This is a genomic window from Flavobacterium sp. (assembly GCF_036741995.1).
Lineage (GTDB): Bacteria > Bacteroidota > Bacteroidia > Flavobacteriales > Flavobacteriaceae > Flavobacterium.
The window spans coordinates 17676-40488 of sequence record NZ_DAINRG010000023.1; the positions used below are offsets into that span (position 1 = coordinate 17676).

Sequence of the window (22813 nt, forward strand, 5' to 3'; positions counted from 1 at the left end):
AAATATAATTTAAGTATCTGTAATTTTAAACCAAGATAAAGCAAGTTGATTGTAAAATATGCAACGATATTTAAATTTTGTAAAGAATTATGTAATTTTAAACGAAGTTAAGCTGCAGTTAAAACCATTTTCTGGTGAAAAGATTGATAAGGGTTTCCGGTCTGAAAGTTACGATAAAACGGATTTTTTCGCCATAATTTTTATCACCAATTTCCCAACCGTTATTGGAATACACTGGAAAGTACAACTCAAAATAATCGGTAACCAAATTCAAACGAATCCCACTGTCGTAAACAAATTGAGCGGAAGCTTCTTTGTTTTTGATGGCACCAATATCGCCATAAGCTTCAATCCAGTTCCAAATGCCATAGCTGGCATTAACGGTAGTCATCCATCGGTTGGCCGAACGGGTTTCCAATTTCGACTTGAAGAAACCATCCGCTATAATGGATTGCTGGCTGAACAAACCGGTTTTTTCGGAACGACCCAGGTATTCGCTTTCGAACAAATAATCGGTCGGGCGGTCTAAGCCAAAATCAAAATAATCACTATCGGTCTTGTTGTGTAAAAAGGTTCCGGCGAAAACGCGCAGGTTCAGCTGGCGGTTGTCGTCAAAGAGTTTGCGGTATTGTGCTTCGGCTGCCAGTTTGCTGAAATGGGTTGAATATTGGAAATCACCCAAGAAGTGAAAATGATGGGTCAGCTCGGTTTTGGTGTTTACGTATTTGGCATTAAACACCTGGTAATTCTGAGTGTCTTCCGAAGTGGTGTAGGCCGATTTTTGTTTATCCACCATAATTTCTTTGATGATAATGGAAGACTTTTGATTGTCGCGGTAATCATCCGGACGGAAATTCAGAAAGACCGTTGGCGCTACTTTGGTATAATAGGCATCGGGTGCATAGTGCAGGTAATGGCCGCTCAGCATGTATTTTACATTATATAATTTGCTGTCGCGATTGTACTGATTGACAAAAAATAGGGCTTTCCCAGAGATGTTTCGGGTTTTGGTTGAAACAGTCGGATTGACATCAAAGATGAACGGCTTGTCCAAAATAGTTTTGTTGTGAAAACGGAAACCCGGTAAAAAACCATCGTATAAATTGTATTCCAAGGTGGGCACATACAGAATCTGATTGTAATAAGGATCTTCCAAATCCTTCATGAAATTGAACTTAATCGGACGATTGTTCAGTCGGAAACCGCGCAGGGATTGCCAATTATTTCTCAAGTTGTATTCCGGCACTTCGTTTTTGTAATTGATAACGATTTTCTCGGCGTCGTTTCTTGGCACCGTAAAAACGCTGTCTTTCGGGAAAGTGTCAATCCATTTTCTGAAAACGATTTGCTTGTCTTTAATTCCATACACCGGAATCGGAACGTTGGTTTCGGTTTTGTTTTTCAGCGAAAAAGTGATGCTGTCTTTGGTTTTGGTCACCTTTTCAAATTTGAAATCGATAATGTCGCGTGAGGCAATGATTTTATCAAAAAACCAATCAATTTTCTTGGGAGAATTGGTCGTCAATATCGTTTCGAAATCTTTGCGGTTGGTTTGCTTTGTGGCATTCAATGCTAAAAACTCCCGAATGCTGTTGGGCACGATATCCTTTTCCAAATAACTATCGAGGTATTTCAAACTCAGGCCGGCTCTGTATTTGGACGCTATTTTCTCATTGAATTTAATCAAAGTATTTTTCGGATTGCTGAGTGGTTGATCTAGATTTTTACGCGCCATCAGCATGTAGAAATAGCTGTACTGCCCATTAAAACCAAGGCTTACTAGGTTATAGCCACGCACCAAGCGCAACTTAGCCACGCTGCCCATCATCTTGCTATCGGGATGGTATTCTTCGATGTATTTCATCATGATATACACTTGGATGCCGTCGTAAATCCAGTTGTCCTGTCTTGGGTCGAGTTGTAACGTGCTGTGCAAATAATTGTTCAGATAGGTTTTCAGAAATTTGATTTCGTATAAAAAATCATCCGAAAACGGACTGATAAAAGCCGGCAATTGATTCAACCCATAAAACGGATTCCGGTCATAGTCGGCTTGGGAAACCGTGATTTTCTGATTGGGGAATTTACCCAAATTATCGCCCACATAATTGACAATTTTATCAATAAGAATGGCTCTTTGAATGTCATTGATGCGTGTGTCTTTCAAATCGGTGACTACTTCTAAATCGCCGTTTTTGTATACAGTGAACTCTTTTTTGTTATCAATAAAGAGATTGAAATTCATTCGGTTTTTGCCCGAAAGCTGATAGCTGTTTTGGTTGTTTTTTTCTTCATTCTGAATGGTATTCAAATCAGAACTCAGCGCTAAGTTTTGCGGAATTGTAATGGTAATATCATAATCCGAAAGCCCGTTGGCGCAATCATCTAAGTTTAGATTGTCATACTTAATAAAGCCATGATTTTCATAGCGTGCCGGTAGCAGAAAGCAGTCTTTCAGATTCATTTTGCCGTTGTCGCCATAGCCGTATTTGGTAAATTTATCGCTCGGAATTTTGACAACATAAGTAAGCGAGAACGTTACTTTTTGATTGGGTAGTAATTTATCCTTTAGTCGAATCTGAATCACATCAGGATGGTTGGCATCGCGTTCCCAGGTGAGGAACGATTTGTTGGTATCAATGATAGTGATGTTGGAAGTTCGGCCTCTTTCTTTTTCTTTGGCTAAATGAAAACTGCGTTCAAATTCATCCGAAAAGCGCGCCGCTAAAGGCGTATTTTTATCGGCATACCCATTCACCCAATCGTTCAAAACGATATTGGTCAAGGTGTCTTTGGTTTGGTTGAAGAAAGTCAGTTCCTGAATAACGTTCAGGGTTTTGGTCTCTTCATTGACTTCCACCACCAAATTGGAATGGTGTTGCGCAAAAGAGATAAAGCCGAAGAGGAAAATTATGTAGGTTACTTTTTTCAAGGGTTGGATTTGGGTTTAAAAAAGGTGTTAAAGACCACTTTTGTAAATTCGATTGCACCGGCTTCATTCATATGTCCGCAAGTGGCAAAATATTTGTCATCGGTCACGGCATTTTCAAAGTTATGAATTTCAGGATACACTTCGCGGATATGATTGAAATAGTCTCGGTTTATCGTACTCATACACATAGGCGTTGTCATGGCAATCAGGTTGATGTTATTGGCTTTACAAATGGCTTTAATTTCTTCGTAAGCCACATTTCTTTTTGGATAATATTTGGACAAATCCGCCGGAATCATTTTCCCACCATGGGATTCCAATGGATGAAAACCGTCATTGTCTAAATTGTTGGTTCTCTTATGAACAAGTGAGAAGTACATTTCCCTAAATCCAACCCGGGCATCATAATGCATGTAGCGGTAAAACGGAATATACAGCAATTCGTTGTACTCCGGAATGTCTTTGTAATGGTCGCGGATGATTGGCGAGCGATGCAGATAGGGCATAAACAACGAGCGAATCGCTTCGGAATGGTCATTGGTATTGATATTCAAATCGACCTGAAGAATAAGATTTTTGATTTTGTAATGACGCTCCACCATTAGTTTCAGCATCAAAGCGGATTCGTCTAAACGCGAGCGGGTGATACCAAAGTTGAACGTTTTGTAGCCTTGGTCGTTGAAAATCTTTGGTACAAAATGATTGTTCACTCGGGAGGAACCCAAGAAAACCACGTCATAATTCTTGTCTTTGGAATTGTATAAATAATCGATTTTGGTTCTCGAATTCGATTGCAGGTAAACAGTCGTATACAGCACATCGAGCAATCCCATCGTGATGAGGAGTATCGCTACCGTTTTTAGTATGAAGAAAAGAAACTGTTTCATCAGAATTGGAAATAAATAAATTCTTTATAATCCGAAAACACGCCAAGCGCCAGTATGGCTGCCAAACACAAGCTCAGTTTTAACCAGCTGAATTTTCCTGAAATGGGTTCTATTTTAGTGCGGCTGTTCCATTCTACCAAAATGAATAGGGCTATCAAAGCGATTAATTCGTAATTGTATCGTTCGATGGGGAAATATTGTTCGGTAAACACGCGGTTTTCAAACAGTCTTTTGATGTATTGCACCGCATCGGTAATGGTTTTGGCTCTGAAAAATATCCAGGCAAAACAAGTAATTGCGAAGGTCATTACAATGTTGAAAATGATCCTGACTGACTCTAAATTGAAACCCAAAGTAAACTCCTCTAAGTTTCTTCGATTTCTATTTAACAACAACAGCGGTAGAAAATACAAGGCATTGATGAATCCCCAGGCGATGAACGTCCAACTGGCACCGTGCCAAAAACCACTGACCAAAAAGATGATGAAGGTGTTTCTCACTTTCAGCCATTTGGAGCCTTTGCTGCCGCCCAACGGAATGTATAAATAATCGCGGAACCAAGTCGTTAAGGAAATGTGCCATTTGCGCCAAAATTCGGCTATATCTCTGGAGAAATAAGGGTAATTGAAGTTCTTCAGTAAATCAATGCCAAAGAGTTTGGAAGTTCCCAAAGCGATATCGGAATAACCCGAGAAATCTCCGTAAATCTGGAAAGCAAAGTAAACTGCCCCCAAAAGTAACGACAACGAATTCATCGAAGTATAATGATCAAAAACGGCATTGGCATAAGTGGCGCACGAATCGGCAATAACCACTTTTTTGACCAAGCCCCAAACGATTTGGTACATGCCTTCTTTGGCTTTTTCAAAATTGAATTTGCGTCTTCTTTTTAATTGCGGCAAAAGATGCGTAGCCCGTTCAATAGGGCCGGCTACGAGCAAAGGGAAGTAGCTCACAAACAACGAATAATCGACAAAGTTTTTCTCGGATTTGATGCGTCCGTAATAAATGTCAATGATATAGGACAAGCCGTGAAAAGTATAAAACGAAATCCCGACCGGCAGAATCACTTGCAACAAAATCGGACTCGAATTCAAACCAAAGGAATGCAACAAATCAGCAAAAGAAGCAGCGAAAAAGTTATAGTATTTAAAAATTCCCAGAAAGCCAACATTGACCGAAATGCAGAGCCAGAGCCAAAATTTTCGGTAGGAGGTGCTTTGACTGTTTTCAATTTTCATGGCACAACTGTAATCCAACAGCGTGGAGAAAACCAACAGAAACAAAAATCGCCAATCCCAACAAGAGTAGAAGTAATAGCTGGCCAGGATTAAAATGTAATTCTGATTGATTTTCGATTTATGCCCAACAAACCAATACAGTATAAAAACTATAGGCAGGAAAGCGGCAAAATGAAACGAATTGAAAAACATAGCGTCAGCAAAGCGGTATATGAAAAAGCCTGAACCTAAGTCCAGGCTTTTAGTGTTTTACTAATTAAAAGTTCGGGCTGAGGTTGTATTTTTTATAGAAATTATCCAACGCTTCCAACACCTCGTCTTCGGTATCTACAATTTTAATCAGGTTCATGTCATCCGGATTGGCATTGTGTTCTTTGTCAATCATCACGGTTTTTATCCAATCGATAAGTCCTGACCAAAATTCGGTTCCTACCAAGATAATCGGGAATTTGCCAATTTTTTTGGTTTGGATTAAAGTAACCGCTTCGAACAATTCGTCCAAAGTTCCGAAACCACCCGGCATTACCACAAATCCTTGGGAATATTTGACAAACATTACTTTGCGCACAAAGAAGTAGTCAAAATTCAGGTTTTTATCTTTGTCGATATACGGATTGTAATGTTGCTCAAACGGCAATTCAATATTCAGTCCTACCGAAGTTCCTTCGCCATTATGGGCGCCTTTGTTTCCGGCTTCCATGATTCCGGGACCACCACCTGTGATGACTCCGTAACCGGCCTTACTGATTTTATAGGCGATTTTTTCGGCCAATAAATAATATTTGGTATCCGGTTTAGTTCGGGCTGAGCCAAAAATTGAAACACACGGACCAATTCGGGCCATGCTTTCGTAACCGTTTACAAACTCGGACATGATTTTAAAAATCGCCCAGGAATCGTTGGTTCTTATCTCGTTCCAGGTTTTTTGTTTTAGTTTTTCCTGGATTTTATCGTCTTCATTTAGAAATTCTTCTCTCATCATTTTATATCTTTTTATTCTATTTTTTTATTGTTAAAGCAAACGCGCTAAAGTAATTCTTTTTTCAAAAACTGCGCGGTATAGCTTTTTTTATTTTTCACCAACTCTTCGGGAGTGCCTTTGGCCACGACTTCGCCACCGCCTTTTCCGCCTTCGGGACCAATGTCAATGATGTAATCGGCCAGTTTAATCACGTCCATATTGTGCTCGATAATCAAAATGGAATTGCCTTTGTCAACCAATTTATTAATCACATCCATTAGCACGCGAATGTCTTCAAAATGCAATCCGGTGGTAGGTTCGTCCATAATGTAGAACGTATTTCCGGTGTCTTTTTTGGATAATTCGGTAGCCAGTTTGATACGTTGTGCTTCTCCGCCCGATAGCGTGGTGCTTTGTTGTCCCAAAGTGATGTAACCCAATCCAACATCCTGAATCGTTTTGACTTTTCGGTAGATTTTTGGAATGTTTTCAAAAAACGGTACGGCTTCATCCACGGTCATGTTCAACACATCCGAAATGGATTTGCCTTTGTATCTAATTTCCAAAGTTTCTCTATTGAAACGCTTTCCCTGACAGGTTTCGCATTCCACATACACATCCGGAAGGAAACTCATTTCAATGGTTCTTACACCGGAACCTTCACAGGTTTCGCATCTTCCACCAGAAACATTAAAACTGAAACGACCAGCTTTGTACCCGCGAATCATCGCTTCCGGAGTCTGCGTATACAAACTTCTGATTTCCGAAAACACATCAGTATACGTCGCCGGATTCGAACGTGGTGTTCTGCCAATCGGACTTTGGTCAATATCAATGACTTTGTCGATGTGCTCCAATCCTTCAATTTTCTTGTAAGGTTGTGGCTTTTTAACGCCGTTGAAATAATACTCGTTTAGTATCGGATATAACGTTTCGTTTATCAATGTCGATTTCCCGCTACCCGAAACTCCGGTTACGCAAATCAGTTTTCCTAATGGCAATTCGATAGAAACATTTTTCAAATTATTTCCTGTGGCTCCGGTTAGTTTTAGGAATTTACCATTGCCTTCGCGGCGTTTTTTCGGCACTTCTATTTTCATTTCACCATTTAAGTACATGGCCGTCATGGTGTGTTCTTTATGCAATTCGGCCGGTGTGCCTTTGCTAATGATTTCGCCACCAAATTTTCCAGCTTTGGGACCAATGTCAATCACATAATCGGCGCGTTCTATCATGTCTTTGTCGTGCTCGACCACTAAAACAGAGTTGCCAATATCTCTCAATTGTTCCAAAGAATGTATCAGTTTTTCGTTGTCTCTTTGATGCAAACCGATACTCGGTTCATCCAAAATATACAGCACGCCAACCAATTGCGAACCAATTTGGGTTGCCAGTCGGATGCGCTGTGCTTCCCCGCCCGAAAGCGATTTAGAACTTCTGTTAATCGATAAATAATTCAAGCCCACATTCACCAAAAAGCGCAAACGGTCTTTGATTTCCTTAACGATTTCAGAGGCAATGATGGTTTGTTTTTCAGAAAGATGTTTGCTTAAATCATCAAACCAAGCAGACAAATCCGAAATATCCATTGTCGATAAATCGAAGATATTTTTCTCGTGAATGCGGAAATACATCGCTTCTTTTTTCAAACGCGAACCATGGCATTCCGGACATTCAACTTCATCCATGAATTCCTTGGCCCAACGCTTAATGGAAGTAGAGCCGCTTTCATCAAATTGGTTTTTAATGAAATGCGAAATGCCTTCATATTCAATTTTATATTCTTTGGTAATGCCTAAAGTTTTGGATTCGACCGAGAATTTTTCCTTACCGCCGTGCAAAATAATCTGCATCGCTTCTTCGGAAATTTTTTCGATTGGGTCGGTCAATGTGAAACCAAATTTCTCGCCGATGATTTCCAACTGCTTGAAAATCCAAGATGATTTATATTCGCCTAAAGGCGCAAAGCCACCATTTTTGATGGATAACTTTGGATTCGGAATTATTTTTTTCAGATTGATTTCGTGCACAGTTCCTAAGCCTTTACATTCTTCGCAAGCTCCTTTCGGAGAGTTGAATGAAAACAAATTCGGCTCCGGATTTTGATACGAAATTCCGGAAGTCGGACACATTAAGTTTCTGCTGAAATAGCGCACTTCATTGGTGTCTTGGTCTAAAATCATCAATACATTTTCGCCGTGATACATGGCCGTTTTGATGCTTTCGGCTAAGCGTTTTTCATTCTCTTCATTTTGCTCAATCACCATCCGGTCAATGACAATTTCGATATCGTGCGTTTTGTAGCGGTCGAGTTTCATGCCGGGAAGCAAGTCTTGCACTTCACCGTTTACGCGTACTTTCAGGAAGCCTTGTTTGGTAATTTGCTGGAACAATTCGGCATAATGTCCTTTACGGGCTCTGATTATCGGAGCCAAAATATTGATGCGTTTGCCGGTGAAATTCTGAATTATCAATTCCTTGATTTGATCATCCGAATAGGAAACCATTTTTTCGCCGGTTACATAACTATAGGCTTCGCCACCACGAGCATACAGCAAACGCAGGAAATCATAAATCTCGGTAATGGTTCCCACAGTAGAACGCGGACTTTTGCTGGTCGTTTTTTGCTCAATGGCAATTACCGGAGAAAGTCCGTCAATTTTATCTACATCGGGACGCTCCAGTCCGCCAAGGAATTGACGCGCATAAGCTGAGAATGTTTCGATGTAGCGGCGTTGTCCTTCGGCATAAATGGTATCGAAAGCCAAAGACGATTTTCCCGAACCCGAAAGACCGGTAATCACAACCAGTTTTTCGCGCGGAATGGTAATGTCAATATTCTTCAGATTGTGCACCCGGGCGCCGAGTACTTCAATAGTATTTTCTGTATCTAGCATAGCATTTTTGGCAAAACGCAAAGGTAGTGTTTTACAGGGAAATTTTAAACGCTGAGTTAGGAAGTTATTACTAAAAAAGATTACTCAATAATCATCTCTTTCAGTCGCTGGCGATAGCTTTCGAGTACGTCAATTTTGGATAGGAACCCAAAGTATTTTCCTTTGTGAATGACCGGCAAAATAGTAGTTTTGGATGTTTCGAACAACTTTATTATTTTCTCAGGCTTGTCTTCAAACAGGATTAACTCTTTGGGCTGGCTGATGATTTCGCTCATGGTCATAAATTTCACATGATTCGGATTGAAAACAAAAGCTTTGACATCATCAAAATCAATAAGACCCATCAGTACTTTGTGTTCGTCAATGATCGGAATTATTTTTTGGTCGGTGGTAGCAAAAATAGTTACCGCTTCACCAGGAGAATCCTGCAGCGTTAGCGTTCTGTAATTTTGCTGTACCAAATTATAAAAATCAATGCTTTGCAGGATGTTTTTGTCTTTGTCGCTGGTAAATACATCGCCTTTGTCGGCCAGGCTTTTCACATCCATCGAATGTTTTTCAAATTGTTTGGAAACCGCAAAACTCACCGAAGACACAATCATCAAAGGCACCATCAAATCGTAACCACCAGTAATCTCGCCGATAAGGAAAATCGCTGTCAATGGCGCATGAAACAAACCGCTCAAAATTCCGGCCATGCCCACGATGGTGAAATTGGCAATTGGCAAATGATGGGTAAAGTTTAACAGATTCACTGTTTTGGCTACAAAAAAACCAAGATAGGAACCCACAAAAAGCGAAGGGGCAAAGTTCCCTCCGTTACCGCCGCTGCCCAACGTTAAACCAGTCGCGAATGCTTTTAACAACATCGTTACCCCCACAAATAACAGCAAAACCCATTCGCTGCTTTTGAATTTTTCGAGCATGGTATTGTCTAATAAAATACTGGGATTTTTGGATGCTAAGGTTTTGATACTCTCGTAACCTTCCCCGAAAAGTGTGGGGAAAAAGAAAATCAAAACGGCCAAAATGAGTGCGCCAAATAACGCTCTGCGATAGCCTTTGTTTTTAAAAGTTCCAAAAAACTTCTCGACTTTTTGAAAATTTCGGGCATGATAAATAGAAGCCAAACCGGCTAAAACGCCGAGCAAAATATAGAAAGGCACATTGTGGTAATCAAATTTCAGTGTTTGTTCAAAATTCAGAATCACGTCGTGGCTTAACGTTACTGTTGAAATCAAAGCACCAGTCGCGGCCGAAATGATAATCGGAATAAAGGCCGAAATGGAAATATCGGTCAGTACCACTTCAATGGCAAACAAAACGCCGGCGATGGGAGCGTTGAACGCGGCACCAATTCCGGCCGCTACGCCACAAGCCAACAATAAGATTCTGTCTTTTTGGGACAAATGGTATTTCTGCGCAAAGTTGGAACCAAAAGCAGCACCGGTAATCACAATCGGGCTTTCCAATCCGGCGGAACCTCCTAATCCTACCGTTAAGGAACTGGTTACGATTTGGGCATACATTTGTTTTTTGGGAAGGATACCGCCTTTTTTGGCTACGGCATAAAGGACTTTGGAACTTCCTTTTTCGATGTGATTGTCGAGAAAATTGCGAACCACAAAAACGGTCAGCAAAATTCCGGCCACAGGCAATAAACTGTTGATATAAGGCAACTTCAAAAAACCATTGATGTCATTGGCCCAAAGGAAAATGTTGTGCGCAAAACTCTTTAGAATAATTACGGCAAACGAACAAGTAATGGCCACAGCCACACTGGCAAAATAGATAAAATTTCTTTCGCTTAATTTGTCTTTCAGCAGGAAAACCAAATTCTCGGCTCTTCTGAAAACACTTCTAAAAACAATTTTAAAATTGGAAGCTTTGTTCGACGGCATTTATTCAAACTTTTGAAATGCTAAAATACTTTTTAAAAAACGGATTTCATAAAAATAAGCAGTTAAATTTAATAGCCGGCGGCTTTGTCATCGCCCCGAAAATCAGCACCGCCTTCCAGTTTCCCGTCGGGCAATACCAAAATGGCATCTACTTTTCCAATTACAGGAGCTGCTTTTTCATTGATTTTATACCCTTTAGCGGTTAGTTTTTCCAATAAGGTTTTATCAAATCGGGTAGGCTCTACCTGAATTTCATCGGGCAGCCATTGGTTGTGAAACCTCGGAGCATTAACGGCTTCCTGCACGCTCATGTTGAATTCGGTTACATTCAAAATCGTTTGCAGCACCGAAGTGATAATCATGGAACCACCGGGCGAACCAAGCAACAGGAATAACTTTCCGTTTTTCTCTACTATCGTTGGCGTCATCGAACTTAGCATTCTTTTTTGTGGCGCAATGCTGTTGGCTTCGGCACCGACCAAACCATAATAATTGGGAACACCAGGTTTCGATGAAAAATCATCCATTTCGTTGTTTAAAAAGAAACCCAATTCGTCACAATACAACTTAGAACCATAAGCACCATTCAGTGTTGTGGTTACCGAAACGGCATTGCCATCCGCATCTACAATAGAATAGTGAGTAGTTTCATTGCTTTCGTAAACGGAAACCTCGCCATGACTGACTTCAGCAGAAGAGGTGGCTTTGTCAAAGGAGAAAGTGCCCATTCTGTTTTTGAGATAGTTTTCGTTTAGCAATGTTTTTTGTGGAATTTTGACAAAATCAGGATCGCCAAGGAAATAATTCCGGTCGGCATAAGCTCTGCGTTCCGCTTCCGTTAGCAGCTGCATGTATTTTTCAGAGTTGTGTCCAAAGGAAGTCATCGGATACGGTTCAATCATTTTCATGATTTGTGCCAAAGTAATCCCGCCACTCGAAGGTGGTGCCATCGAAATCACATTCAGCTCTTTGTAGTGAAAAGCAATCGGCTTGCGCCAAACGACTTTATAATTCGCCATGTCTTTCATCGAAATAATACCTCCTTTTTGCTGAATAAAGGAAACCAGTTTCTTGGCAGTATTGCCTTGGTAGAATTCCTTGCTGCCGTTCTTTAGAATTTGTTCCAAAGTGTGGGCCATCGCCAAATACTTAATGGTGTCACCCACTTTAAACGTTTTGTGGTATAGTGTTTTATCGCCACTGATTTTGACAATAATCGCCCGATATTCGTCTAGTTTTGCCTTTTCTTTTTCGGTAACGACTATGCCTCTTTTGGCTAAGTCTATGGAAGGTTGGAACAAGTCTTTCAAAGGTAATTTGCCCAATTTTTTATGTACTTCAAAAATTCCGGCCACGGCTCCGGGAATGCCGACAGACAGAGCACCATCGGTACTCAGATTGGGAATCACATTGCCGTCTTTGTCCTGATACATGTTTTTGGAAGCTTTCGCCGGTGCTTTTTCGCGAAAATCTAACGAACCCACTTCGCCATTCGCTTTGCGATAGACCATAAATCCGCCACCGGAAATGTTTCCGGCATACGGATAAGCGACAGCCAACGCTAGTTGGGTAGCCACCATGGCATCAAAAGCATTGCCTCCTTTTTTCATAATAGCGACACCAATTTGCGAAGCTTCTTCGCGCGCCGAAACGACCATGGCTTTGTTGGCAATCAGTCCTTTTTGTTGGGAGTATAGTGAGTTGGCAATCAGTAAAAAAAGCAAGAATCCTTTTTTCATAAAGCAGCTAATTTTTCTTTACAGTGTTGGCGTAATGCCTCAAAAAACAACGTGAATTCGTTTTCAAATTCGGTATAAAATTCTTTTAATTCTACGATGGATTCGTGCATGGCGACCCGGTTTTTGGTGCGGTGATCCATTTGGAACATAATCATTTCCAAACCTTCTATCGTGGCATAACTCACCAGCCAGTTTCGGCCAATCATATAAGGCAGCATTCCTTTGACTCTTTCGGTTAATGACTCCTGATTGTTTGTCAGAAGCGTATAAAAATTTTCCGCATAGTCTTCGAGTTTTTCATCGGAATAGGTTTTCCAGTTTTTGGCCAAAAAATGATCGTAGAATATATCCATAATCACACCGGAGTAATGTCCGTATTTCTCGTGCAGTCGGTGTTTGCTTTGGCGGTAAACGGGATGCGTGTCAGTAAAACTGTCAATGGAGCGATGGAGTAGGATTCCTTTTCGAATTTCGTCAGGATAGTTTTCATAACTGTGTCCCCGAATACTATCCGCCATAAAGTTCCCGATTTTTACCAAATCGTTATCGCCGGAAAGATAGATGTGCGCTAAGAAGTTCATGTTTGTTTTTTAGGCGCTGAGGTTCTAAGATGCTGAGAAACTAAGAATTGCTCTGTGTTGCTTTCGTAAATATAGAAAAAGTTTATCTTTTTTCATGGTGTTTATAAAAACTTAGCGTCATAGCGCCTTAGTACCTCAGTAACTTTTTATATTTGTCAAACAAAATTAAAGACAATGACACTTATAAAATCAATATCAGGAATCCGTGGCACTATAGGCGGCAAAGTGGGCGATAATTTAACGCCGGTGGATGCTGTGAAATTTGCTTCGGCTTATGGAACCTTCCTGAAAAATAATATCAAAAAAGAAAAGTTAACGGTTGTGATTGGCCGCGACGCCCGTATTTCGGGGCCGATGATTCACAATTTGGTGGTGAACACTTTAATCGGTTTAGGAATCGATGTGATTGATTTAGGATTGTCTACTACGCCAACAGTGGAAGTGGCGGTGCCGATGGAAAAAGCCGATGGTGGTATTATTCTAACCGCTTCACACAATCCGAAACAATGGAATGCGTTGAAGTTGTTGAATGCCAAAGGCGAATTTTTGAGCGGTGCTGATGGTGCCAAAATTTTAGAAATTGCCGAAGCCGAAGCTTTTGATTTTTCGGATGTGGACAGTTTGGGCGAAATCACTATGAACGATGCCTACATGGATATTCACATTGATGAGGTTTTGGAACTGCCATTGGTGGATGCCGAAGCTGTAGCCAAAAGAAAATTCAAAGTAGTGGTGGATGGTGTAAATTCTTCGGGTGGCATTATCATTCCGAAACTATTGGAGCAAATGGGCGTGGAGTGTGTCAAATTATACTGCGAACCGAATGGTCATTTTCCGCACAATCCGGAACCGCTGAAGGAACACTTGGGTGACATCTGTAAATTAGTGGTAGAAGAAAAAGCCGATTTCGGCATTGTGGTTGATCCTGATGTGGATCGTTTGGCTTTCATTTCCAATGATGGCGAAATGTTTGGCGAAGAATATACCTTAGTAGCCTGTGCCGATTATGTGTTGAGCAAAACTCCCGGAAATACCGTTTCCAATATGTCTTCTTCCCGTGCTTTGCGCGATATTACCAACAAGTACAATGGCAGTTACCAAGCCAGCGCTGTAGGAGAAGTGAATGTGGTGGAATTGATGAAAGCGACAAATGCTATTATTGGTGGCGAAGGCAATGGCGGCATCATTTATCCGGAGTTGCATTATGGTCGCGATAGTTTGGTAGGCGTGGCTTTGTTCTTAACGCATTTGGCTAGTTTAGATATGACTGTGGCGGAATTAAGAGCTTCTTATCCTCAGTATTATATGAGTAAAAACAAAATAGAGCTGACGCCTCAGATTGATGTAGATGCCATTTTGGTAGCGATGACAGAAAAGTACAAGAATGAAAATATCGCTACGATTGACGGAGTGAAAATAGATTTTCCAACAGAATGGGTGCATTTGCGCAAATCGAATACGGAACCGATTATCCGTATTTATACGGAAGCACCAACCCAAGTGGAAGCAGATAAACTGGCTTTAAGAATTATAGAGGAAATAAAGACTGTGGCTGGAATTTAAATCGCGACAGATTATAAAGAAAAACCCTTTCCAATTGGAGAGGGTTTTCTTTTTTTGAGTAAGATTGATTTAGCTTTCTTTATTGATATAAATCCAACCTGTTTTTGTCGGTTCATTTTCAAATTCTATGGAATAGTAATAAGTACCGTCCGGTAGAATGTCTCCTTTATCGGTTTGTCCATGCCATTCGTCTAAATAGTTGGCTTTAGAATACACTTTAACGCCATATCTGTTGAATATGGACAGGTGTTTTACGTTTAATAATTTCAAATTAAAGGAATCGTTTAGCGCATCATCATTAGGAGAAATTCCCTTTTGAATACCACAAAAAACAGACTTTACCGTTATGGTTTTAGTTTTACTGCAGCCATTAGTATTGGTAACCGTTACAGTAAAATCGATAGGCAATTGTTCTGTAGTTGAAGTAGAATTTAAGTAAGAGGTAACATTAAATATAGAATTAGTGTCAATAACAACATTATTGATTTTCCAGCTAAAAGTGACATTGTCAAGCATAAAACTTGCAGCAACAGGTTGCACATCCAACGTGAAATTATTGTTTAAACAATATTGATTAACTGTAAAATCAAAATCATCATAAACAGTTATTCCCATGGAAGCCGTTGTAGCACATTCTCCTGTATTAGGCGTAAACAAATACGCAGTGGTTTGTGTGTTATTTATGGCAGGGCTCCAAACTCCGCTAATACCATTGTTAGATAGCGTTGGCAAACTGGTTATCGATTCTCCATAACAAATAGTATCTACCGGTGTAAATGTTGGTGTAATGATGGGATTAAGAACTGTCGTTACCGGTGTTGATGGACTAAAACAATTATTCACACTATCGAAAAACGCGGCATAATAGGTTATTCCCGAAGGCAGAGAAGCTATTTGTGTTGCTGTCAACTGTGTTGCCGCTGATGGAACTGCAGTTGTAAACCAGGCCAAAGAAACCCCAGTAGGAACCGGTGTGTTGCTGGCTGTAATAGTAGTTAAATTAATAGTATTTACTCCGCAAAGACTGGTCAGACTTGTAGTCGATAATGTTGGTGCAGCTATACCGGCGTTGCAGGTATTTGGGATGACTGAGTTGGAGCATAAAGCAATTAAAGAACCATTAACGCCTCCAGGGCCACTAATAGTTATTGAAGTAAAAGCGTTTGCTGTAGTTATTGTAAAAACACCACCGCCGCCTTCAATTCCAGATCCCGCACCACTATATATTGTATTTCCCACTATAGTCGAGAAACATGAACCAATGGTAGTTATTGATGGAACACCAGCATTGGTGTTAAAGATAAATGTTTCATCAATGCTCATTCCGGTTCCGGTTAGTACAAATACCAGATTGTTGACAGGTTGATTAAAATTCAAAGTGTAAACATAACTACCTTGTTGTCCCAAATAAACGGAATTCGCGGGCGTACTATAAGCATTGTTACAAGTACCAAATGGGCTAGGATAACTTCCAACATCACCTGAACTTGTCGCCGTAACTCCAACACCATTGATAGTGGCAGGAGGAACAACCGATGTAGAACAGATATTATCTGTTATGCTAAATGTTGTTTTTGAATAAGAATAATTTTCGGGCGCATAGGGTGGATTGGTTTGAGAGAGTATTTTGCCGGAAAAAAAACACAATAAAAAAATAAGTAAAAGTTTTAGTTTCATTTTTTTCTTTCAAAAATAAGAAAATTTTTGTAAAAAAAATAAATCCATAAATAAATAAAACCCCGAACTTTCATTCAGGGTTTTTACTTTATTATTTCTCATTCTCATCAAAGTTGACCATCCAGTGTATGCCAAACTTATCTTTGAACATGCCAAAGTAGGCTCCCCAAAAAGTTTTGTCCATTGGCATAAATACAGTACCACCAGCCGAAAGGCCATTGAAGATTCGGTCGGCTTCAGCTCTGCTTTCGGCATTGATAGAAACATGAAAGTTACCACCTATAACCACATCGCCACTTTGTTGGTTACTGTCGCCACCCATCAAAACAGTGTTGCCAATTGGTAGCGATACGTGCATGATTCTATCGGCATCTTTTTCCGAAACCGATTCGCAGCCTTCCATTGGGGGCATTTCTTTGTATTTTCCCATATAAGGAAACTCACCGCCAAAAACCGATTGATAAAACAGAAATGCTTCTTCGCAGTTTCCGTTGAAAATTAAATAAGGATTAACCTGTGCCATTTTTTATTGTTTAAATTGTTTAACGTTTACTTTTTTTAATGTTTGGGCATTTTGCTGAAATCCATATACAATACATTCCAGCGGTGACCTTCTAAATCGCAAAACCCACAGCCATACATCCAGCCTTGGTTTTCACCCGGAGCTGCAAATACATTGCCGCCGGCTGCCCTTACTTTTTGTGCTAAACGATCAACTTCTTCCCGGCTTTCGGCATCAATAGAAATCAAAAATTCGGCAGATTGGCTAGTATCTGTAATCGTGTGTTGGATAAAGTTTTGAAACATAGTTTCGGCAAATAACATTACTACAAAATTGCTTTCGCCTACCAACATACAGGCTGAATCGGGTGTTGTTCTTTCTTCCAAAAAGGTGAATCCTATGGCGGTGTAAAATTCTTTTGCTTTTAAGGCATCTTTCACCGGGAGATTAAGCCATACTTGTTTTGTCATGATTCTGTTTTTATTGTTCTGAGTATTTCTTGAAATTATCCAAGATGTTTTGCCAGCCTTGGCGTTGCATTTCTTCTGGGTTTACAGTTTCAGCATCAAAACTTTCAGTAATAGTTACGCCATTTGGTGTTGCTTCAAAAGTAATACTCACTTTTCGACCATCAATAATATTGTATTCTATTACCGAATGTTCCTTTACAGCAGTATAAGTCCCTTCAAAATCGAAACTCATTTTTCCATCACGAGAAGCCATCGTGAAATTAAATTTGCCGCCTGCTTTTAAATCGTTACTGGCTTTCGGCGTATGCCAATCCTCGGAAGCATTGTTCCATTGGGTGATGTGTTCGGGTTGTGTCCAAAGGTTCCATACTTTTTCTATAGGCGCTTTGACAATAGTTTTTACGGTTATCATTTTTGTATTATTACATTAGTATTTCACATTGAAATCCATTGGAATTCAATAGTTCTATAATCATTTCTGATGGAATACTAGTACCTTCCACCCGTAGTATTTTATCGCAATCTTCCAAGTCAAAATGGATGCTAAAGTTAGCAAACTTATCGGATAAAATAGCGGTCAGCGAGGCTACTTGTTTTACTTTTTGAACATTGGTTTTAAATACTTCAATCATATTTGTTTAGTCTCTTTTTCCTTTGAAATAAGCTACAATAGCCATGGCGTGACCATGACCCAAATCAAAATCTTCCTTTAACCAGGAAACAATTTCCCCGGCTTTGGTTTCTTTTTTAAGAATTCCTTTTTCCATAAATCCTTTAGCTTCAGCTAATTGTTGAAAGTCTTCCGGAGTTTTTCCTGTTTTGGCTTGAATGTTATCTATATAGGCTTGAAATGACATGATGAATTTATTGTTTTGGTGAATTTAGTTTGTGATAATAGGTATAAGAGACTGCCAATAGTCCCAAGAAAATCAAAGGAAATATAGCAAAAAAGTTAAAGCCTTCCACGCAGGCATAACTGATGCTGGCAAACAGGAAATCAAACCCAAATCCGGCATACGCCCATTCTTTTACATTTTTAGGAGCTTTTGGAATCACTAAAATTAGCACGCCCAAAATTTTGAACACTACCAAGGCATTGCCAAAGTACTCAGGATAACCCAAATGACGAATGCCTTCTTTAGCCATTTCTGTTTGCGAAGTAAGTGCCGGCATCAACCCTTCAAAAAGAAAGATAATGATGGTGGCCGTCCAAAAAATGATTTTGTCTTTTTTCATAAGTATAGTTTTTATGGTTTAGTGTAACAAAAATAAATTAGAAATTTGTGCCGAGGATAAGCAAAAAAGTAAAAGTTAGGGTCATTTAGGACAAAATCAGTATTTTTGATATAAATAGTTGAGGTATGAAACGTATAGGATTAGTATTGCCGTATGATTACAAATTATTGAGTGTAGCCGCGTTGTTGGATGTGCTGGAAACCGCCAATAAACTAGTGGTGCAAAAAGGAGAAGCCGCCGCTTTTGCTATTCAGATTTATCAATTGCCACAGCAACTTCAAGAAGGCAATACCCAGTTTCATGACTATGCAATTCAATCCACGGCAACGGTAAAGGGAGTTCTGGATATGATACTGATTCCGGCTTTTACGACTACTGATATGCAGCTTACAATTGTCAAAAACTCACCTTTTATTCCCTGGTTGCAACAACAATATCGCAGTGGGGCGGAAGTGGCTAGTTTTTGTTCGGGCGCTTTTTTGTTTGGGGCTTCGGGTTTGTTAAACGGCAAAAGTGCCACCACACATATTGATGCTTGTTCGGCATTTGCCCGCATTTTTCCCGAGGTGAAATTGAAACCCAATGAAACCGTAACGGCTGATGAGAGAACCTTTACCAGTGGCGGCTCCACTTCATTGTTTCATTTGATTATCTTATTGGTTCAAAAATATTGTGGACACGAAATCGCCATTCAGGTTGCGAAACTATTTGCTATTGATTTGGATAGATACCAACAGAGTTATTTTGGCACGTTTAGACCCAATTATGCACATAACGATGCGTTGGTTTCAATGGTGCAGGAAAAGATTGAAAAGCAATTCCATCAAATAGAAAATCTGGAAGCGGTTTTAAGTGATGTGCCATCTAGCCGCCGCAATTTAGTGCGCCGATTCAAACTCGCCACCGGGATTCCGCCAATTGAATATTTGCAAAACATCCGAATAGAAACCGCCAAAAAACATTTGGAACAATCCCAGCTTTCGGTTTCGGAAATCATTGATAAATCGGGTTACACGGATCCGAAATCGTTTCGAAAAATATTCCAAAAAGTAGTCGGAATGAAACCATTGGAATACCGTGAAAAATTCAAAGTGAGATAAAAGACTTTGCTCATTTAATCCCCTGTTTTAAAAAATAAATTTACTCTGGCGGTTTGTATAAACCATCAGAGTTTCCTTTGTGTGTTCGATTGGAAATACCAATACTGTTTCTGTCACTGCCAAATAGTAGTATAAGGTATTATATATAGGAGTCAAAAATCAAGCTAAAAAAAATTAAAAACTGTCCTTGTTTTTTAGTTTGCCCTCCGCACTTTTTGGTATTAGTAAGACGAAAGTGGTTAAAAAAAACTTTTTTTATCCTCAAAAATTGTAGCATAAAGCATTGTATAAAAAATATTTATGAGACCATAATCGACGAAAGGCATATAAATACAGATGAAAAAGTAGAATAAAAACTACAAAAAAAATTACGACGAGTTTTATGGTTAGTTGCCGATATTATTTTTTTCGAGTTTAGAAGTCGTTATAGTTTTGCAGGCCATGTTCACGAGTAATTTTTTGAACATGGAAAAATAATTAAAGCCAAGTAAATTTTTTAATTCTAATGATTATTATGAAAGCAAAATTCCTTTTTTACTTTTTTATTGCTTTGTTTTTAGGTTTTATGCCATCAGTGGCATTGGGACAATCGTGTCCAAATAACCTTTTGACATTGGTTTCGGGCTCAACAGTCTCTCCGAATTACTACGGAGGGTTTGAAATTGTGCCAACGTCTAACAACTTTGGAAGCAACGCCGGCACCGATTTGGTGATGATTTCCAGTGGAAACACGAGTTCAGGACAAGGTGTAATTGCCACCAATGGGAACGCTATTTCCGGAGGAGCCAATATTGCTCCTAATTCGGGCAGCTATTTATTGATAGCCCACCCTAAAAGCAATAATGACAGACTGTGGTACAAAACGGTTAGTGTTGTTCCTAACAATACGTACCAATTTTGTTTTTACATAGCCAATATTAAAGCGAATCCGGCAAGTTTGCCAATTCAAATTTACATGAATGGTACGTTGGTTACTACAGCAACCATTACAACTTCTCAGAGCAATCCGACTTACACTCAAGTTTGCGGATCGTATCAGGTTCCGGTCGGAGTTACTTCGATGGAAATTTCGATTAAAGATCCAAATGCAGGAACAGATGGTGCAGCTGGGAAAAGTCACTTTTTGGCTTTAGATGATTTATGCTTCAGACAAATCACGGTTTTCTCTTTGGGAGATCAGGTTTGGTATGATTATAACAACGACGGAATTAAACAAGCGAACGAACCGGGAATTGCCGGCGCAACTTTAAAATTATACGACAGTGCCGGAGTGTATACCGGTATTTCAACTACAACAGATGCCAATGGTAATTATTTGTTTACCAACTTGGCGGCAGGAACATATAGCGTTGGTCTAGTATTAGCACCAGGTTACCAAAATACAAATTCATCAGGAACGAGTATCGCTACCGATAATAACAATGACGGTAATGCAGTAACAGCAACCGAAATCAGAACAGCTCAGTTCGTACTTTCTTCCAACTCAGTTAATATCGACTTTGGTTTGAAAGGAACTGGTTCAGTAGGAGATTTTGTTTGGAACGATACCAATGCTAACGGTGTTCAGGATTTTGGAGAAGCGGGCATAGCCAATATAACAGTGAACTTATATACTTCAGGAGGTGCTTTAGTGGCAACGACTACTACAGATGCTAATGGAGCCTATTTATTTTCAAACGTAGCTCCTGGTAGCTACTATGTGAATTTTGTAAACGGTGCCGGGTATTCTTATTCCCCAACCGGTGCAGGAACTGCAGCTACGGATAGTAATGCCAATGCCTCTGGAAATTCGGCTGTATTTACTTTAGCAGCAAACGAAAACAATACAACTATCGATGCCGGTTTGTACCAATTAGCAAGCCTTGGAGACAATGTTTGGGTGGATGCCAATGCGAATGGTATTTTTGAAGGTGGTGAAGTTGGTTTAGCCAATGTAACCGTAACATTATACAATGCGTCGAATGTTGCTATTGCCACTACAACAACTGCATTTGGTGGAAGCTATTCTTTCACAGGATTGATCCCGGGAACTTATACAGTAACATTTACTTCTCCGGCAGGATATACATTCTCTCCTCAGGGAGCAGGAACAACCGCTACGGATAGTAACCCAAATGCCAGTGGAGTAACAGGTTCCATTACATTAATCTCAGGACAAAATGATCCTACTATCGATGCTGGTGTATTCCAATATGCTAGTGTTGGGGATTTTGTTTGGAATGATTTAAATGCCAATGGAATACAAGATGCCGGAGAACCGGGAATTAATAATGTAACCGTAAATCTTTACACATCAGGTGGAACTTTAGTAGCTACAACTACTGCCAATGCGAGTGGTATCTATACTTTCTCCAATGTGGTACCGGGTAGTTACTATGTGAATTTTGCAACGCCTTCAGGTTATTTGCAATCTCCTACAGGAGCTGGTACTACCGCTACTGATAGTGATGCCAATGCATCTGGAAACTCAGCTACTTTTACATTAGTTTCCGGACAAAGCAATCCTACTATCGATGCCGGTTTATTCCAACAAGCCAGTCTTGGTGATTTTGTTTGGAATGACACGAACAATAATGGAGTACAAGATGCAGGAGAACCTGGGATTGCCGGTGTGACCGTAACGTTATACAACGCATCCAATGTTGTCATTGCAACGACTACCACAAATGCTACCGGGAATTATTTATTTTCTAATTTAAATCCGGGTACTTATTCAGTAGGATTCACTTCTTTACCATGCTTTAAGTTTTCACCGCAAGGGGGAGGAACTGCAGCCACTGACAGCAATGCCAATACTAGTGGAATGACAGCTGCCGTTACTTTAGCTTCGGGTCAAAATAATTTGACTATTGACGCTGGTTTGGTAAATACAAATCTGATTTTAACCGCCACTCCGACACAAATCAATTGTTTTGGTGGTACAGGCTCAGTAGCCTTAAGCACCACAGGTGGCACGGCTCCATATACTTATGCAGTGAACAACCCGGCTACGGCAGGACTTACAGCAGGAACATACACGTATTCAGTAACGGATGCAAAAGGATGTTCAGCCCAGGCTGAGGCAACCATTAATGCAGCACCATCACAAGTGGTACTGAGCGCTACTCCAACACAAATCAATTGTTT

At 40.0% G+C, this 22813-nt stretch carries 18 protein-coding genes; 3 read left to right on the forward strand and 15 right to left on the reverse strand.

Translation table 11 applies throughout. From position 1 onward, the window contains the following. Nucleotides 1-118 precede the first annotated feature (118 nt). The 8 genes from V7D82_RS08395 to V7D82_RS08430 all read right to left on the reverse strand — a co-directional run bounded on the left by V7D82_RS08395 (nucleotide 119) and on the right by V7D82_RS08430 (nucleotide 13139). Nucleotides 119-2932, reverse strand: a complete 2814-nt coding sequence (locus tag V7D82_RS08395) for an aminopeptidase (protein ID WP_333600529.1) — start codon at nucleotides 2930-2932, stop codon at nucleotides 119-121. Further along, nucleotides 2929-3819 (reverse strand): hypothetical protein, encoded by an 891-nt coding sequence (locus V7D82_RS08400; RefSeq protein ID WP_333600530.1) that lies wholly within the window; start codon nucleotides 3817-3819, stop codon nucleotides 2929-2931. Before V7D82_RS08400 ends, V7D82_RS08395 begins: the two co-directional genes overlap by 4 nt. After that, on the reverse strand, nucleotides 3819-5252 hold the full coding sequence (locus V7D82_RS08405) for an MBOAT family O-acyltransferase (RefSeq protein ID WP_333600531.1): 1434 nt from the start codon (nucleotides 5250-5252) through the stop codon (nucleotides 3819-3821). The genes V7D82_RS08400 and V7D82_RS08405 overlap by 1 nt, the downstream gene beginning before the upstream one ends. Before the next feature lie 64 nt (nucleotides 5253-5316). After that, nucleotides 5317-6042 (reverse strand): TIGR00730 family Rossman fold protein, encoded by a 726-nt coding sequence (locus tag V7D82_RS08410; RefSeq protein ID WP_333600532.1) that lies wholly within the window; start codon nucleotides 6040-6042, stop codon nucleotides 5317-5319. A gap of 44 nt (nucleotides 6043-6086) precedes the next feature. Beyond that, entirely contained in the window at nucleotides 6087-8918 is a 2832-nt protein-coding gene (uvrA, locus tag V7D82_RS08415) for an excinuclease ABC subunit UvrA (RefSeq protein WP_333600533.1), read from the reverse strand. An 80-nt stretch (nucleotides 8919-8998) separates the two neighbouring features. Then, nucleotides 8999-10819 carry a chloride channel protein gene (locus V7D82_RS08420; protein ID WP_333600534.1) on the reverse strand — a complete coding sequence of 607 codons (1821 nt, stop codon included), beginning with the start codon at nucleotides 10817-10819 and terminating at the stop codon, nucleotides 8999-9001. 68 nt (nucleotides 10820-10887) lie between these two features. Continuing rightward, on the reverse strand, nucleotides 10888-12558 hold the full coding sequence (ggt, locus tag V7D82_RS08425; protein WP_333600535.1) for a gamma-glutamyltransferase: 1671 nt from the start codon (nucleotides 12556-12558) through the stop codon (nucleotides 10888-10890). Then, nucleotides 12555-13139, reverse strand: coding sequence for an acyl carrier protein phosphodiesterase (locus V7D82_RS08430; protein ID WP_333600536.1), 585 nt, complete (start codon nucleotides 13137-13139; stop codon nucleotides 12555-12557). Before V7D82_RS08430 ends, ggt begins: the two co-directional genes overlap by 4 nt. 174 nt (nucleotides 13140-13313) lie before the next feature. Here V7D82_RS08430 and glmM point away from each other — a divergent pair, with 174 nt between their 5' ends. Then, a complete protein-coding gene (gene glmM, locus V7D82_RS08435) occupies nucleotides 13314-14702 on the forward strand; it encodes a phosphoglucosamine mutase (protein ID WP_333600537.1) in 1389 nt (462 codons plus the stop codon). A gap of 69 nt (nucleotides 14703-14771) precedes the next feature. Here glmM and V7D82_RS08440 read toward each other — a convergent pair whose 3' ends face one another. From V7D82_RS08440 to V7D82_RS08470, 7 genes are all read right to left on the reverse strand, one after another. Continuing rightward, the gene (locus V7D82_RS08440; protein ID WP_333600538.1) at nucleotides 14772-16379 is read right to left on the reverse strand and encodes a gliding motility-associated C-terminal domain-containing protein; all 1608 of its coding nucleotides are present in this window, start codon (nucleotides 16377-16379) and stop codon (nucleotides 14772-14774) included. A 91-nt stretch (nucleotides 16380-16470) separates the two neighbouring features. Then, a complete protein-coding gene (locus V7D82_RS08445) occupies nucleotides 16471-16902 on the reverse strand; it encodes a VOC family protein (protein WP_333600539.1) in 432 nt (143 codons plus the stop codon). A gap of 35 nt (nucleotides 16903-16937) precedes the next feature. Next, a complete protein-coding gene (locus tag V7D82_RS08450) occupies nucleotides 16938-17351 on the reverse strand; it encodes a VOC family protein (protein WP_333600540.1) in 414 nt (137 codons plus the stop codon). 10 nt (nucleotides 17352-17361) lie between these two features. Then, a complete protein-coding gene (locus V7D82_RS08455) occupies nucleotides 17362-17763 on the reverse strand; it encodes an SRPBCC family protein (protein ID WP_333600541.1) in 402 nt (133 codons plus the stop codon). Nucleotides 17764-17773: 10 nt separating this feature from the next. Beyond that, on the reverse strand, nucleotides 17774-17983 hold the full coding sequence (locus tag V7D82_RS08460) for a hypothetical protein (RefSeq protein WP_333600542.1): 210 nt from the start codon (nucleotides 17981-17983) through the stop codon (nucleotides 17774-17776). 6 nt (nucleotides 17984-17989) lie between these two features. Beyond that, nucleotides 17990-18208 carry a DUF4287 domain-containing protein gene (locus V7D82_RS08465; RefSeq protein ID WP_333600543.1) on the reverse strand — a complete coding sequence of 73 codons (219 nt, stop codon included), beginning with the start codon at nucleotides 18206-18208 and terminating at the stop codon, nucleotides 17990-17992. 7 nt (nucleotides 18209-18215) lie between these two features. Then, nucleotides 18216-18587, reverse strand: a complete 372-nt coding sequence (locus tag V7D82_RS08470) for a DoxX family protein (RefSeq protein WP_333600544.1) — start codon at nucleotides 18585-18587, stop codon at nucleotides 18216-18218. A gap of 125 nt (nucleotides 18588-18712) precedes the next feature. Here V7D82_RS08470 and V7D82_RS08475 point away from each other — a divergent pair, with 125 nt between their 5' ends. After that, nucleotides 18713-19687 (forward strand): GlxA family transcriptional regulator, encoded by a 975-nt coding sequence (locus V7D82_RS08475; RefSeq protein ID WP_333600545.1) that lies wholly within the window; start codon nucleotides 18713-18715, stop codon nucleotides 19685-19687. A gap of 514 nt (nucleotides 19688-20201) precedes the next feature. Beyond that, on the forward strand, nucleotides 20202-22813 hold a 2612-nt coding region (locus V7D82_RS08480), incomplete at its 3' end, for an SdrD B-like domain-containing protein (protein WP_333600546.1).

What these genes read in the sequence shown, in the direction of transcription:
- V7D82_RS08405 (WP_333600531.1), bottom strand. Translation starts at nt 5,252, where the DNA reads ATGTTTTTCAATTCGTTTCATTTTGCCGCTTTCCTGCCTATAGTTTTT.
- V7D82_RS08455 (WP_333600541.1), bottom strand. Translation starts at nt 17,763, where the DNA reads ATGATAACCGTAAAAACTATTGTCAAAGCGCCTATAGAAAAAGTATGG.
- V7D82_RS08430 (WP_333600536.1), bottom strand. Translation starts at nt 13,139, where the DNA reads ATGAACTTCTTAGCGCACATCTATCTTTCCGGCGATAACGATTTGGTA.
- V7D82_RS08440 (WP_333600538.1), bottom strand. Translation starts at nt 16,379, where the DNA reads ATGAAACTAAAACTTTTACTTATTTTTTTATTGTGTTTTTTTTCCGGC.
- V7D82_RS08450 (WP_333600540.1), bottom strand. Translation starts at nt 17,351, where the DNA reads ATGACAAAACAAGTATGGCTTAATCTCCCGGTGAAAGATGCCTTAAAA.
- V7D82_RS08420 (WP_333600534.1), bottom strand. Translation starts at nt 10,819, where the DNA reads ATGCCGTCGAACAAAGCTTCCAATTTTAAAATTGTTTTTAGAAGTGTT.
- V7D82_RS08475 (WP_333600545.1), top strand. Translation starts at nt 18,713, where the DNA reads ATGAAACGTATAGGATTAGTATTGCCGTATGATTACAAATTATTGAGT.
- V7D82_RS08470 (WP_333600544.1), bottom strand. Translation starts at nt 18,587, where the DNA reads ATGAAAAAAGACAAAATCATTTTTTGGACGGCCACCATCATTATCTTT.
- V7D82_RS08410 (WP_333600532.1), bottom strand. Translation starts at nt 6,042, where the DNA reads ATGATGAGAGAAGAATTTCTAAATGAAGACGATAAAATCCAGGAAAAA.
- uvrA (WP_333600533.1), bottom strand. Translation starts at nt 8,918, where the DNA reads ATGCTAGATACAGAAAATACTATTGAAGTACTCGGCGCCCGGGTGCAC.
- V7D82_RS08465 (WP_333600543.1), bottom strand. Translation starts at nt 18,208, where the DNA reads ATGTCATTTCAAGCCTATATAGATAACATTCAAGCCAAAACAGGAAAA.
- V7D82_RS08445 (WP_333600539.1), bottom strand. Translation starts at nt 16,902, where the DNA reads ATGGCACAGGTTAATCCTTATTTAATTTTCAACGGAAACTGCGAAGAA.
- glmM (WP_333600537.1), top strand. Translation starts at nt 13,314, where the DNA reads ATGACACTTATAAAATCAATATCAGGAATCCGTGGCACTATAGGCGGC.
- ggt (WP_333600535.1), bottom strand. Translation starts at nt 12,558, where the DNA reads ATGAAAAAAGGATTCTTGCTTTTTTTACTGATTGCCAACTCACTATAC.
- V7D82_RS08400 (WP_333600530.1), bottom strand. Translation starts at nt 3,819, where the DNA reads ATGAAACAGTTTCTTTTCTTCATACTAAAAACGGTAGCGATACTCCTC.
- V7D82_RS08460 (WP_333600542.1), bottom strand. Translation starts at nt 17,983, where the DNA reads ATGATTGAAGTATTTAAAACCAATGTTCAAAAAGTAAAACAAGTAGCC.